10 protein-coding genes are annotated in these 13,793 nt (G+C 40.4%); 6 read left to right on the top strand and 4 right to left on the bottom strand.

Annotated elements, in window-relative coordinates:
• The first annotated feature begins 58 nt into the window (after positions 1-58).
• The 4 genes from SY85_RS04780 to SY85_RS04765 are packed head-to-tail and all read left to right on the top strand — an operon-like array spanning position 59 to position 6,421.
• Positions 59-3,094, top strand: a complete 3,036-nt coding sequence (locus SY85_RS04780) for a tetratricopeptide repeat protein (RefSeq protein ID WP_066409374.1) — start codon at positions 59-61, stop codon at positions 3,092-3,094.
• A 30-nt stretch (positions 3,095-3,124) separates the two neighbouring features.
• On the top strand, positions 3,125-4,753 hold the full coding sequence (locus tag SY85_RS04775; RefSeq protein WP_066402047.1) for a TonB-dependent receptor: 1,629 nt from the start codon (positions 3,125-3,127) through the stop codon (positions 4,751-4,753).
• The gene (locus SY85_RS04770; RefSeq protein WP_066402046.1) at positions 4,753-5,373 is read left to right on the top strand and encodes an HU domain-containing protein; all 621 of its coding nucleotides are present in this window, start codon (positions 4,753-4,755) and stop codon (positions 5,371-5,373) included. The genes SY85_RS04775 and SY85_RS04770 overlap by 1 nt, the downstream gene beginning before the upstream one ends.
• A 34-nt stretch (positions 5,374-5,407) precedes the next feature.
• On the top strand, positions 5,408-6,421 hold the full coding sequence (locus tag SY85_RS04765; RefSeq protein ID WP_066402045.1) for a class I SAM-dependent methyltransferase: 1,014 nt from the start codon (positions 5,408-5,410) through the stop codon (positions 6,419-6,421).
• Between the two features lie 64 nt (positions 6,422-6,485).
• On the opposite strand, the gene SY85_RS04760 is transcribed toward SY85_RS04765, so the two are convergent.
• Positions 6,486-7,292, bottom strand: coding sequence for a glutaminyl-peptide cyclotransferase (locus tag SY85_RS04760; protein ID WP_066402044.1), 807 nt, complete (start codon positions 7,290-7,292; stop codon positions 6,486-6,488).
• Positions 7,293-7,569: 277 nt separating this feature from the next.
• Here SY85_RS04760 and SY85_RS04755 point away from each other — a divergent pair, with 277 nt between their 5' ends.
• Positions 7,570-8,835: a M43 family zinc metalloprotease gene (locus SY85_RS04755; protein ID WP_066402043.1), complete on the top strand. Its 1,266-nt coding sequence runs from the start codon at positions 7,570-7,572 to the stop codon at positions 8,833-8,835.
• Here SY85_RS04755 and SY85_RS04750 read toward each other — a convergent pair.
• On the bottom strand, positions 8,832-9,956 hold the full coding sequence (locus tag SY85_RS04750) for an NAD(P)/FAD-dependent oxidoreductase (RefSeq protein ID WP_066402042.1): 1,125 nt from the start codon (positions 9,954-9,956) through the stop codon (positions 8,832-8,834). The two genes, SY85_RS04755 and SY85_RS04750, sit on opposite strands and share 4 nt — an antisense overlap.
• A gap of 41 nt (positions 9,957-9,997) precedes the next feature.
• Positions 9,998-10,693: a hypothetical protein gene (locus SY85_RS04745; RefSeq protein WP_066402041.1), complete on the bottom strand. Its 696-nt coding sequence runs from the start codon at positions 10,691-10,693 to the stop codon at positions 9,998-10,000.
• A 270-nt stretch (positions 10,694-10,963) separates the two neighbouring features.
• On the opposite strand from SY85_RS04745, the gene SY85_RS04740 reads away from it, so the two are divergent.
• Positions 10,964-11,752 carry a DUF4197 domain-containing protein gene (locus SY85_RS04740; protein ID WP_082886299.1) on the top strand — a complete coding sequence of 263 codons (789 nt, stop codon included), beginning with the start codon at positions 10,964-10,966 and terminating at the stop codon, positions 11,750-11,752.
• 192 nt (positions 11,753-11,944) lie between these two features.
• Here the strand turns inward: SY85_RS04740 and lpdA are convergent, their stop codons facing one another.
• Positions 11,945-13,348, bottom strand: coding sequence for a dihydrolipoyl dehydrogenase (gene lpdA, locus SY85_RS04735; RefSeq protein ID WP_066402040.1), 1,404 nt, complete (start codon positions 13,346-13,348; stop codon positions 11,945-11,947).
• Positions 13,349-13,793: the final 445 nt, after the last annotated feature.

The following is a 13,793-nucleotide window of genomic DNA, read 5'->3' as shown; positions in this document are numbered from 1 at the left end:
GATGGGTAAAATATTTATACCTATCAAAACGTTATCTGCAACGGCTAAAGGCTTTATTATGAAGAAAATTGGTTTGGTCCTTTCTTTCAGCGCTCTTACATATGCTGGCTTTTCCCAACAGCATGCTATTTTTAAGAATCCACATGAGCGATTTGAAATGGCAAAGGAGTACTTTCAGAAAGGACAATACAATCTGGCTTATCCTATATTAAAAGAACTTCAACAATCCTTAAAAGAAACAGATCGTGTCAATAATGCCTTAATGGCACAGGAAATAGACTATTATGTTACCGTAGCAGCTTTACAACAAAATCAAGATAGGGCAGAATACGATGCCCTTCAATATATTACCACCTCAAAGAATAACGCTCGTGTGCAAATGATGAATTTCCACCTGGCGGAGTATCGTTTTCGCAAACAGCAGTTTGCTGAAGCAGTTTCATTATATGAGGCGACTAATATTGCTAACCTAAATAACCGCGAGATCGCGGACATGAAGTTTCATCAGGGATATTCCTATTTCAACTTAAAGCAGTTTGCACAGGCAAAGCCATTGTTGAATTCCATCCGCCAAATGAAGGACGATCCCAATTACATCGATGCTAACTATTACTATGGCTTTATTGCTTTCAGGGATCGTAACTATACGGAAGCATTGGAATCATTTAAGGTAGTTGAAAATCAACAGCTTTATGAAGATGTAGTTCCTTACTACATTGCCCAGATCTATTATGTTCAAGGGCGTAAGGAGGAAGCTGTGAAATATGCTGAAGCAAAAATACAGCAAGGCAAAGCCAAACAATATGAGTTAGAGCTGAAGCAATTGTTAGGTCATGCCTATTTTGAACGTAAAGAGTATGCAAAGGCAGCTCCTTATTTGGAAACCTATGTAGCCAAGGCCGAAAAGGTGCGTCGTGAGGATCTGTACGAGTTATCTTATTCGTACTACCAGGCTAATAATTACACAAAAGCTATTGAGGGCTTTAAGCAGTTAAGCGGTAAAGAAGATTCATTAAGTCAGCATGCTATGTACTTGCTGGGCGATTCCTATTTAAAAACCAATCAACGCCGCGACGCTCGTAATGCCTTTCTGTTTTCATCGGTAAATAATAGCAACCCTACGCAAAGAGAAATATCCCGCTTTAACTATGCGAAGCTTTCTTATGAACTTGGATACCAGGACGAGGCACTAAAAAGCTTGCGTTCTTTTATAAATGATTATCCAGACTCAAAATATAATGAAGAAGCAACCGATTTATTGGTAGGGGCATTGACTAATACCAATAACTATCGTGAGGCAATGACCTTGTTGGAAAGCTTAAAATATCCATCCGCTAACACTAAGCGATTGTATCCACGCATTTTATTTGGACGAGCAACTGAATTGATTAATGATGGCCGTTTGGCAGAAGCGGATGCTTTATTGGATAAAGCATTGAAGGATCCCAATAATGCTCCTGTTTTACCATTTGTCAATTTCTGGAAAGGAGAGTTGGCCTATCGCAATAACAATATTGATGATGCTATCAAGTATTATTACGCCTATTTAAATGCCGGTGCTCCAACCAGCGGCGAAGCTAACGAGCGTACAGTTAAGTACAATTTGGGTTATGCTTACCACCGCAAAGAGAACTATGCCGTTTCTAAAACCTTCTTTGAGCCATTAGCTAAAAACGTTTCGTTAAGCTCCGATGTCTTAACGCAGGACGCGTATTTGCGTACAGCAGATGCCTATTTTATGAGTCGCAATTACGCACAGGCTAAAACTATGTACGATAATATAATTCGCTTCTCATGGCCGGCTGAAGACTATGCGACCTATCAAAAAGCCATGATTTCAGGTATTAATAATTCAACAGAAAAAATTAATGCACTGAATACGGTGATCAGGAAGTTCCCTAATTCCTCATTGGTGATGGATGCCAATATGGAAATTGCCAATACCTATCTGGCAGAAGAGCGTTTCCGTGAGGCAATTCCTTATTTGAACAATATCACTAAAGCAGGAGGGAATACGAGTCTGAAACCACAAGCTTTTCTGAAGCTAGGTATTGCTTATTTCAATATGAATAGCCAAAATGAAGCGGTTGCTCAATTCAGACAAGTAATTAATAATTATCCAAACTCTCAAGAGGCTGATGAAGCACTGGATAACTTAAAGAACATTTATAAAGAGCAAGGTAAGCCAAATGAATATGTCGATATAGCGCGCCAGGCAGGCAAGCCTCTTTCAGTAAGTGCTGAAGATTCTCTGACCTATTCGGCTGCAGAACTGCAATTTCAAAATGGTAATACCGATGCTGCCTTAAGTGGTTTTGAGCAATACCTGCAACGCTTTGCTACAGGCGTGTATGCTGTAGATGCTCATTTCTATGCAGGCGATATCTACAACAAGCGTAAAGACTGGAATAACGCTATGAGCCATTTGGCCGTAGTGGCTGAAAGGTCTCCCAACCGTTTTGCTGATCGTGCTGTATTAGCGGCAGCCCGTATCAATTTCTTTGAACTCAAAAATTATGCAGAGTCTGAAAAATACTTTGCCCAGTTAAAGAACTTAACAGCCAACCAGGAAACCAAACTGGAGGCTATGCGCGGATTGCTTCGTAGCCAGTACCAGCAGCAAAAATGGGCTGAGGCTGTTGAGAATGCAAAAGACCTTGTAGTACAAAAGGGTAGTACGGCCGATGATAAATCTTTGGCCAATATGGCCATTGGTAAATCATCTCAGATCAAAGGCGAATATGATGTGGCTATCAACTCCTTTAAAAATGTAGTGAGCGTAAATAAAGGGGCCTTAGCTGCTGAAGCTCGTTATGAAATTGCCAATAGCTGGTTTACGCTGAGTCGTTTTGCAGATGCTGAAAAAGCGGCTTTTGAAGTGATCAACAAGTCTGGCTCTTATGATTTCTGGGTAACAAAAGCCTATATCCTTTTAGGTGATATCTATTTCAAGCAAAAAGACTATTTCAATGCTAAGGCAACTTACCAGAGCATTGTAGAAAATAGCTTAAATGCAGATTTGAAGAGCGAGGCCCAGCGCAAGTTGGATGAGGTGACCGCTGCAGAAAAGCAAAGCAGTAAAGTAGACAGATAATAAATAATTCTTTTAGATCAAGATATTACTATGCGTTCAACGTTTTTATTTTTGGCTGGATTAGTTGCTAGCGGCTCTGTAATGGCACAAGATACCATTCGTAAAAGAGATGTAATTGTAACGTCTGCATTTAAGCCTGTTTTGAAAGATGCAGCAAAGATCAACTTCAATGCGTCACCTGCTACAGCCGATACAAACCGTCCTCGTTTACAATATGCTATCCCTAATCAGAACTTGAATTTTGCCTTTCAGCCAGGCTCTTTACGTCCTGTGGCTATGAACATTGATTCAGTTATAAAATGGGATAATTGGAACTATGCTAAACTCGGTTATGGTAATTTCAATACCCCATATTTTGAAACTGGCCTATCCATGGGTAACGGACAGAATGCAGGCCTGAATATATATGGCCGTCACATTTCCTCTAAAGGGAAAATTGAAAATCAAAAGTTCAGCAATACGGATATTGAAATGAACGGTTATGTGCAGCCAGGCCATAACCTGGAGTTTACTGGTCGTTTCGGCGGAAGCGTAGACCGCTATAACCGTTACGGCTTTGAACCCAAGAGCTTGGATTTTCCGGATGACTCAATTCGCGTGCAATATCAAAACTTCAGCACCCGTATTGGTCTCCATAATATCAATCAAACTCCTTATGGATTATCCTATGCTCCGGAGTTTGAGCTCAACGTGTTTAGCGACAAACTTAGCAATAGAGAAACTAATGCCTATTTTAACCTACCATTGCGTAAAACCTTTGGAAATCAGTTTGAAGTAAATGTGGCATTAGAAGGAAATGTAACCCGCTATTCTCCAAAGTCGCTTGAAACGATTAAGAACAGTTACTTCTCCTTTGCACCATCATTATTGGTGAAAACGTCAAGTATAGTGCTAAATGGTGGAATCAAACCTACCTGGGACAATAATGAGTTTAAGTTGTTGCCAAATATAAGTGCAGAGATCAGCACACCTAATAAAGAAGTTACAATACAAGTTGGCTGGTTAGGCTATATGCGTAGCAACACATTCCGCTCATTTACTGATTATAACCCTTGGATCTGGGCGCCAGGCTTTTCTAATAATTCCCGTGTTAAGGAAATCTTTGGCGGTATAAAAGGTTCATTAACGGATCATTTTACTTATAATCTCAAACTGGGACTTAACTCTATCACCAATTTACCGCTTTACGTAAATGATACTGTTACAGGTAGAGCCTTTACTGTTGTAACCGAGCCCGATGCTAAAGTGATTAATTTCACTGGAGAGCTGGGGTATACAGTAGGTGAGAAGTTCTCCTTGACCTCTAAGCTGCAATTAAATAAGTATACAAATCTGGATGTGAATGAAAAGGCATGGGGATTGTTGCCATTTGAGTTTACAACCGCAATGCGCCTGCAACTATTGAAAGACCTTTATTTAAAAACAGATCTTTATGCATTTGACGGAAGCTGGTATATGGTCAAAGACGGCAGTAAACGCTTACAAGGCTCTATGGATCTGAGTGCAGGACTTGAGTTTGCTATTGTGAAAAACGTAAAATTGTGGGCCCAATTCAATAATATTTTGAACCGCGAATACCAACGTTGGCCACAATATCCGGTTTATGGCTTTAATTTTCTGGGAGGCGTCGTATTTTCGTTCGCTAAACCCAATAATTAGTGCTTACAACGCTTACAACATATTTGCTGCAACATAAACAGGTAGCTATTCCTGGAATTGGTTCTTTTGAATTAAAACACCAGCCAGCTACCTTAGATTTTGCAAGTCGCCTGATTCTGCCTCCTTCTAAAACAGTTGTTTTTGATCAACACGATTCAGTTAATGATCAGCAAATAGCGTTTATGAGTGAAGCAATGAATATGGGAAGCAGTGAAGTCAGTCAGCAGTTACAAGCACTGGGACAACAATTAAAACAGGCTATTTCACAGAAGGCTTTTGAATGGAACGGTATTGGACGTTTGGAAGAAGGGGCTACAGGAATTGTTTTTCAGTCACTTCTTCAAAATAAGCTGACTTCTGTAGAAGCGCATAAGGTAATGCGCGAAAACGTATCACATACAGTAACCGTTGGTGATAAAGAAATGCAGTCAAATGAGGCCGCAGAGCTCTTGCACGAAGAAACCCGCAGTTCTTATCTGATGATCATTGTCTGGATATTGATTGCGTTGGCACTACTCTTTATTGGCTATCTGTTTTATGTAAAAGGCTTTTCACCGCTTTCCTCCGGCTCCCAGCAAAAGTTTGGTTACATAGGAAGTTCCCTGTCAGATGTTTGCTGACGGTTCCAATTTATGCGCTTAATTTGCACGCTGTATGAATAAACGTGTGCATTATACCCATTGTCCTGTATGTAATAGTACTGCTATCAATCCTTTGCTGACTGTTAAAGACTATACAGTAAGCAACGAAGAATTTGTGATATGGCAATGTGGTGACTGCTCCCTACGCTTTACACAAGATATTCCTAATGCAGAATCCATTGGAGCGTATTACCAATCCGAAGACTATATCTCTCATACTAATACTAGTAAAGGATTGGTCAATCAAATGTACCAGCGTGTACGGAAGCTTACTTTAGAGCAAAAGGCCAAATTGATTCAGCAGGTGACAGGTGTTTCTAAAGGTTCTTTGCTGGATGTAGGATGCGGTATCGGTGCATTTGTGCATACCATGAAAGAAAAAGGGTGGGAGGCCACTGGCTTAGAGCCTGATGCAGGTACCCGCCGCTTATCTAAGGAATTGTATGGTTTAGAATTAAGAGATTCAGCTGAATTGTTCTCTCTTACACCTGCTTCCTTTGATGCTATTACCTTATGGCACGTACTAGAGCATGTGCATGATTTGCATGCTTATATTGAGCAATTGAAAAGCTTATTAAAGCCTAATGGGCGTTTATTTATTGCTGTACCCAACTACCAATCAGTAGATGCTTCTATTTATGGTGCTACTTGGGCGGCCTATGATGTTCCTCGCCACCTCTATCATTTTACGCCCAAGTCCATTCAGACGCTCATGAAAGAGCATGGTCTGCTGGTTATCAATGAGAAGCCTATGTGGTTTGATAGTTTTTACATCAGTATGTTAAGCAGCAAATACCGTCACGGCAAAACAAGCCTGATCGGATCGTTCATCAGTGGCCTCCGCTCCAACCTGGCAGCTCTTGCTAATAAGGAGAAATGCAGCTCGTTGATCTATATAATAGGCCCCCTGTCCCTAAAGGGCGAACTTAGGTCTAATAAACCTTTATCTCCTAAACAGACTTTGTATTTTAAACATAATGAGAAAGCCTCCCTAAGGGAGGCTTTCTCATTTAAACTGATTTATTAAATGAATCGTCATTTTATAGTAAAGAGGGTTTAATCTAAGTTCCCCCTTCGGGGGACAGGGGCGCTTAAAACGCAAAACTTATCTCAAATATCTCCGGCCAGTACTTACCGGTTACATATACCTTCTTTGTTTCAGGGTTGTAAGCAATACCATTTAAGTATTGTTCCTTTGGATTCTCCGCTTTGGCGCGGGTAGTCAATTGTGTCAGATCCATCTTGCCTAATACATGACCACTATTAGGATCAATTTTCAAGATGTAAGGGTACTGCCATTGGTTAGCGTAAATAAATCCATTGATATACTCCAGCTCATTTAAGTTAACGGAGGGACTGCCATCTTCCGTAACACCCTGGGTGCGCATTAAACGAAAAGTAGAAGGTTCATAGAAATAAAGGTTGCTACTACCATCAGTTACAATCAGCTCCTTGCCGTTGTTAGTAATACCCCAACCTTCCGTATTAAGTGGAAACTCTTTGATCTTTTTAAAATCATTTGCTGTATAAACCAGTACTTTCTTGTTTTGCCAAGTAAGCTGGTATAAGGTGTCATTCAATACAGTTATTCCTTCTCCAAATAAAGAGGAGTCCAGCTTAATTTGTTTGCTTGCTTTACCCGTTTTCAGGTCTACCTGCATCAGTTTAGATTGACCTTCCATTCCAGTACCTTCCAATAACTGACCTTTATAAAACTCTAATCCTTGGGTAAAAGAGGAGGTGTCGTGAGGATAAGATGCCACAACTGTATAGCTTAAGGCAGCTACGCTACTTTTATTTTCAGCAGGCGATTCATTAGCCGGTACATCTGTATTGCTATTACAATTGGTTAAACATACGGCTGCAGTCAGACTTAAAAAAGAAACTAAACGATTCATCTAACAAAAATAGGGGTTACTAAAAAAGGACTTTGTTAAACAAAAATACGTGGTCTCATTTTTGAATATTCGGGGGAAAGTGTATTTTTAAGACTACACTCCATTTGTCCGTATCCTCAAAAAGATCATTTTCCCCCATTTATCCTTATTAGATTCAATTTTCCAGTTCCTGCGAATGGCTAACCTATTCCGTTATCCCTCATTCTGTATTCCGTAACTTATTAAGAAAGCGACCTTATTCCGCTTACCCTGTGCTCATTCCTAAACCCTGGATTTAATGAGGACAGTTTTACTCATCGCATTGCAATTGGTTGCAATGATGGCTGGCGCGCAACGTGAATGTGCCAGTGCACCTTATCGTATAGAACGGCTTGCTAAAAATAATAGCCTTCAACAAAAGGCTGCAGCAATAGAAACTTTTATTCAGAAGTACCAATCAAATGGAGTTACTGGTACTACTGCTAAAATGCCTGCTGGTGTTATTCGCATTCCTGTTGTTGTTCATATACTTGAATATGGTAATAATGCTATTTCTGATGCTATAGTTTTAAGCCAGATAGAGGCAATGAATCGCGACTTTAGAAGGAAAAATGCTGATACCAGCAAGATACCCGATCGTTTCAAATCACTTTCGGCTGATATAGAAATAGAGTTTGCCTTGGCTACAGTAGATCCTAAGGGTCGTGCTACTACAGGTATAGTCCGTAAAAAAACAAACATAAAACAATGGGATGCCGATGATAAGATCAAGTTTTCGGCTAGTGGAGGCAGCAATGCCTGGGATTCCAAAAGCTACTTGAATATATGGGTAGGCGCTATGGATCGCATCCTGGGCTATTCCAGTGTTCCGGGCGATGCACCAGAAGTGGATGGCGTAGTATTAAGTCCTTCTGCATTTGGAATGGGAACTGCGGCACCCTTCAACATGGGACGTACCGGTACGCATGAAGTAGGTCACTGGCTGGGGTTAATTCATATGTGGGGCGACAAATATTGTGGCGACGATCTGGTTAGTGATACGCCTCCTCAAAGTACCTACACGGTAGGTTGCCCTTCAGGCATGCGTCAGTCCTGTAACAATGGCGTCAATGGTACTATGTATATGAACTTTATGGATTATGCAGATGATGCGTGTATGCAAATGTTTACTACAGGACAAAAAAATAGGATGCGTAGTCTGTTCGGCGACGGAGGGGAACGTGCCTCATTGCTTTATTCTAAGGGGCTGAGCATTCCCTGGTCTTCAGAAGTGAGTACACCTTATGAAGAAGAGGATGTGCCGCAAAAGGTACCAGTACCAGTGTTATCCGATAAAGCCAATATTTATCCTAACCCCGCTATCAGCGAAATAGTTGTCAGTCTAGACGCCAGTTGGGTTGGTAGCGAGCTGCAACTAGTAAACGTAAACGGTGTTGTTATTCAACGTGTTTCTATTACTAATAAAGAACAAAAGATGCACCTTGGCAATCTGCAAAAAGGCATCTACTTCTTACGAAGTAGAAACAGTGGTCAAATGATCAATGAGAAAATAGTGAAGCTTTAGCGCATCATACTTTCTACCTGGCTTCCTACAACAGGTGCCAGGGCAACACCTATACCGCTCATGCGCACTGCACAAAAAATGTGAGGTGCTAGTTTTTTCACAATGGGCGATTTATCACTACCCATACCCATAATGCCGGCCCAACGGTGTTCAATGGTATATTGGTGTTTGAAGTGTGGTAAAATGGTATTTTCCAGGTAATCTTCCAGAGCCTGCTGAATGTAATCAGATGGTTGCATTTCTGTAGTTGTTTCTGCTTCAAATGCTTTATTGCGGGCGCCACCTAATAGTACACGATTACCCAGGTTGCGGAAATAATAATAGCCTTCATCAGCATGGAAGGTGCCTTGCCAAGGCAGATTAGGGATAGGAGAGGTTAATAACACCTGGCCACGTGCAGGAATAATATCTACATCTGGAAGCAGCTCGTTAAAAGCATTAGTGCAGATCAATAATTGAGATGCCGTGAAATGATAGGGTTGGTCCGTTATCAGTTCCACGCCATCATCTTTTTGACCAATACTGGTTACGGTTATGCCATTCAATACTTGTACACCCATACTTTGTACGCGTTGCAACAGCCCCTGTACCAGTTTGCCTGAATGAAGATAGCCCTCTAGGTTATTTTTTACAAGGTGAGAGGTACTGGCAAATCCGTAGCTGGAAATGCGTTCATCTACTTTTTTAAATGTTTTCTTAGTATCAGTTATGTCTTTTAGGAGTGAATTCAAGTATAGTATGTCCTCATCTAATTTTTCAGATGTAATAGATTGATCAAACAACTCGTAACCTCCACACATCTCAAAGTCAATAGCATCAGCATCAAAATGCTTTTGGATCCGCTCAAGTCCCTTATAGCGCATCTCTACCAGCGATAGGGTTTTGTCTAGCCCCATGGTTTTAACATCAGACACCAGTTCGCTTAAGCTGCCAAAGCAGGCAAAACCAGCATTTCGGGTACTGGCACCAGTGGGTATAGTGCCACGTTCCAGAATAGTGATCTTTAGATTCGGATGTTTCTTTTTCAGAAAGAACGCCGACCATAAGCCAACAAAGCCACTGCCTACAATGATAATATCCTGATGTGCAAAGAAGGTTTCCTTTTCCCAAATGCTGATCATAGAGAATGCTTGAATAACAAATGTACTTGATGAACTGCTTTTTAGTTACTAAACCGACGCAAACCAGGTAGTGTGTTGCAATAAGAGGCAATTAATGTGATTTGATCTTCCAATGGTAACTTTTTATCAAGGGCTTTAATTTGTTTTTCAATATCGGACTTTCTTGAAGGTAAAATTCTGGTAAAGTCAGACGGTTTATTCACATAATATTCTTGATAAAAGAAATAAACGAAATATGATTCTTGATTTATTAATCTGTATTCAGGTGAGCCACCATATGGTATTCTTTCTTCATAATACTTACGAACCCCCTTTACAAGAGAGATAGTATCATTGACAAGCAGTTGGTACCATCCTTTTTTGGGATTTGGTAGTAAGTGTCCGTCAATAAAGTGAGCAGGCGTTGGCTTGCCTGTTTGTTCTAAAATGATTTCACTAAGCGGTGTAATTACTACTGCTTCTTTTCCATTGCTATCCAAATAATAAACACTGTTTTCCAATAGATTGATCTTAGTCGGAATGTTATGGATAAGAAACCCGTCAGGTGTAAATAATTTACTTTTCGCCCATTCATTTTGAAAGAAAGGTGTTCCCTCAACTATATTAATTGGTTTTGATTTTCCAAGTGACGCCCCGGTAAGCGTAGGTAGAAAATCACTATTTTTTCTTGATATAATCTGACCAAAAGAGGCTATTGTGATAAAGAAGGCAATTAAAAATAAGAAATGAGTTTTCATGCTTTCTTTTTTAAAAGATAGGATAATAGCCTAAAATAAAAATATTCCCTAGGAAACTAAGCCAGCTCACCTCAAAGTTAAGTTTTGTGCCACTTGTAAATCAGAAAACTATACTGCTTATAGTTAAACTATCATTCAACCTTTTGTCGATGATGTAATGGCAACTTCATTTAAGTTTCGTGTTGTATAGGAAAAAACTTCTTAATTGATTTTGCTTTTAACGGACTATTTAGTTCTCAATACTTACTTTCGAAAGTATAAACACCGTCTATGAAAAAAACGTTTATCCTTACACTTTCATTGTCTATGTCGGCTGGCTTGTTACAGGCGCAGGGATTGAAAGGACTTATTAAGAAAGCTACAACAACAGACACCACAAAATCATCGACCACTACTTCCAGCTCTGGCAGTGGTATATTAGGAAAAGTATTAAACAATAGTTCCTCATTGAAAGGAGGGCTTACCAATGAAGAGATCATTAACGGTTTGAAAGAAGCCTTGGCAACTGGTAGCGAAAAAGGAACACAAAAACTGTCTACAGTAGATGGTTTCTTTAAAGATGCTGTTTTAAAAATATTAATGCCTGAAGAAGCTGTAAAGGCAGAAAAGACGTTGCGTAGCATGGGTATGGGTAAATTGGTAGACAATGCCATTCTTTCCATGAACCGTGCCGCTGAAGATGCTGCTAAAGAAGCAAAGCCAATCTTTTTAAATGCCATTAAAGGGATTACCATTCAAGATGGTATGAGTATTTTGAAGGGTGGCGATAATGCCGCAACCAACTTTTTAAAAGACCGTACAATCACATCTTTGACCGAAGCTTTCCGCCCAGTTATTGAAAACTCATTGAAAAAAGTAGATGCTACCAAACACTGGAACCTGGTATTTACCAACTATAATAAATTTAGCGCGCAAAAAGTAAATCCTGATCTGTCAGCCTATGTAACTGAAAAGGCATTGACTGGCGTTTTCTACCAGATAGGACAGGAGGAAGCAAAGATCCGTAAAGATCCTGCAGCACGTGCCACAGACTTGTTGAAGAAGGTGTTCGCGAACTAAGAGATAAAAGAGTTGAAAGAGAAAAGGAGGCTAGTTTTTAGCCTCCTTTTTTATGCAACCATTCTTTGTGTTTAAACAAAGAGATATTTCCTGCCTTCTTTCTTTACTAGATATAATTTAAAAAAAAGAAGGATCGGAAGTTTCCTCCCAATCCTTCTAATCTTATAAATCCTAGTTCTTAACTAGTTCTTATTACAAGTGAATCGCCTCACCATAAGCCACCTCAATTGCATCTTTCACGCTTTCGCTGATGGTTGGGTGTGGGTGAATAGAGTTCAATACCTCGTGGTAAGTAGTCTCTAGCTTACGGGCAGTAACGGTTTGAGCAATGATCTCTGTTACATTGTAACCGATCATGTGTGTGCCTAACCACTCGCCGTATTTAGCATCAAAGATCACTTTTACAAAACCTTCGGTATGACCGGCAGCAGAAGCCTTACCAGACGCACTTAATGGGAACTTGCCCACTTTCACTTCATAACCAGCTTCTTTAGCTTGTTTTTCAGTATAACCAACAGAAGCAATCTCTGGAGTGCAGTACGTACAACCTGGTACGTTAGCGTAATCCAAAGGCTCAGGCTGGTGATTGTATTTTTTCTCGTTGTAGGCAATGTTTTCAACGGTAATGATAGCCTCTTTAGATGCTACGTGAGCTAAAGCCTGACCAGGAGCTACGTCACCGATTGCATAAATGCCCGGAACATTTGTCTGGCCAAATTTGTCAACAGAAATGCGGCCTTTTTCTACTTTTACGCCTAATTCTTCCAAGCCAATACCTTCTACGTTAGCTTGTACACCTACTGCGCTTAACAGTACATCGGCTTCCAATACTTGCTCGCCGTTGGCTGTTTTTACAGTAGCTTTTACGCCAGCGCCCGAAGTATCTACTTTCGTAACTTCTGCGTTGGTCATAATATCGATACCTTGTTTTTTGAAGCTCTTTTCCAATTCTTTAGAAATGTCTTCATCTTCAACAGGCACAATACGTGGCATGAATTCAACGATGGTTACTTTAGTACCCATGCTGTTGTAGAAGTAGCCAAACTCAACGCCTATGGCGCCGCTACCTACTACAATCATGCTCTTAGGCTGTTGAGGCAACACCATAGCTTCACGGTAGCCAATGATCTTCTTGCCATCGATTGGCATAGAAGGCAGTTGACGGCTGCGGCCACCAGTTGCGATAATTATATGTTTAGCTTCAACAGCCTGTGTGCTGTTGTCGTTGCCTGTTACCTGGATCTTTCCTTTGCCTACAACCTTACCAAAACCCATGATCACATCGATCTTGTTCTTGCGCATCAGGAACTGAACTCCTTTGCTCATCTTATCGGCTACACCACGGCTACGCTTTACAACGGCGCCAAAGTCTTGCTCACCGCTGGCTTGAATACCATAATCGGCAGCATGCTTAATATATTCATATACCTGGGCGCTCTTCAATAAAGCCTTGGTAGGGATACAACCCCAGTTTAAGCAAATACCACCTAAGCTTTCTTTTTCAATGATCGCGGTTTTTAAGCCAAGCTGAGAAGCGCGGATTGCGGCTACGTAACCACCTGGACCTGAGCCTATGACTACAACGTCGTATGCCATGATAATTTAAATTTTAGAATTACAATTATGGGTCAATCAACGAGCCAATCGTTAAAAAACACCTTCCTAACGGTTTGACTTTCGTTAACATTTTCGCGTGGCGAAGCTAAAGTAAAATAAGATACGTTCAAAAGGGACCGCAGATAGGTTGGCTTTAGAATATGGATTAATTGGATTATGTACCTGATATTCTTAATCTGTATAATATAGTTATGATTGTTATTTATGGGAGGTAATGGCGTTCAGTTGTCCTAATAACCAGCAGAGAGTTTGAAGATAATGAATACCGTATCATCAGAAAAAGGCAGTCATATATTATTATACAAGGACATTTCTTCCTATTTGCACCGTATTTCGTTCGATCCTAGCTATCGAAGGAATATCGAAGCAATATCGAAGAAGAATCGAAGGAAAATCGAAGGAAAGGGGATGAAGACCTGAAAAT

This window comes from Flavisolibacter tropicus, from assembly GCF_001644645.1.
Taxonomy (GTDB): Bacteria; Bacteroidota; Bacteroidia; order Chitinophagales; family Chitinophagaceae; genus Flavisolibacter; species Flavisolibacter tropicus.
The sequence above is the reverse complement of the archived record's forward strand: the minus strand, read 5'-3'. Positions and strand labels throughout refer to the sequence as shown.

Excerpts from the sequence above, each read along its gene's own strand:
- SY85_RS04780 (WP_066409374.1), top strand. The coding sequence starts at position 59 with ATGAAGAAAATTGGTTTGGTCCTTTCTTTCAGCGCTCTTACATATGCT.
- SY85_RS04775 (WP_066402047.1), top strand. The coding sequence starts at position 3,125 with ATGCGTTCAACGTTTTTATTTTTGGCTGGATTAGTTGCTAGCGGCTCT.
- SY85_RS04765 (WP_066402045.1), top strand. The coding sequence starts at position 5,408 with ATGAATAAACGTGTGCATTATACCCATTGTCCTGTATGTAATAGTACT.
- SY85_RS04760 (WP_066402044.1), bottom strand. The coding sequence starts at position 7,292 with ATGAATCGTTTAGTTTCTTTTTTAAGTCTGACTGCAGCCGTATGTTTA.
- SY85_RS04755 (WP_066402043.1), top strand. The coding sequence starts at position 7,570 with ATGAGGACAGTTTTACTCATCGCATTGCAATTGGTTGCAATGATGGCT.
- SY85_RS04750 (WP_066402042.1), bottom strand. The coding sequence starts at position 9,956 with ATGATCAGCATTTGGGAAAAGGAAACCTTCTTTGCACATCAGGATATT.
- SY85_RS04745 (WP_066402041.1), bottom strand. The coding sequence starts at position 10,693 with ATGAAAACTCATTTCTTATTTTTAATTGCCTTCTTTATCACAATAGCC.
- SY85_RS04740 (WP_082886299.1), top strand. The coding sequence starts at position 10,964 with ATGAAAAAAACGTTTATCCTTACACTTTCATTGTCTATGTCGGCTGGC.
- lpdA (WP_066402040.1), bottom strand. The coding sequence starts at position 13,348 with ATGGCATACGACGTTGTAGTCATAGGCTCAGGTCCAGGTGGTTACGTA.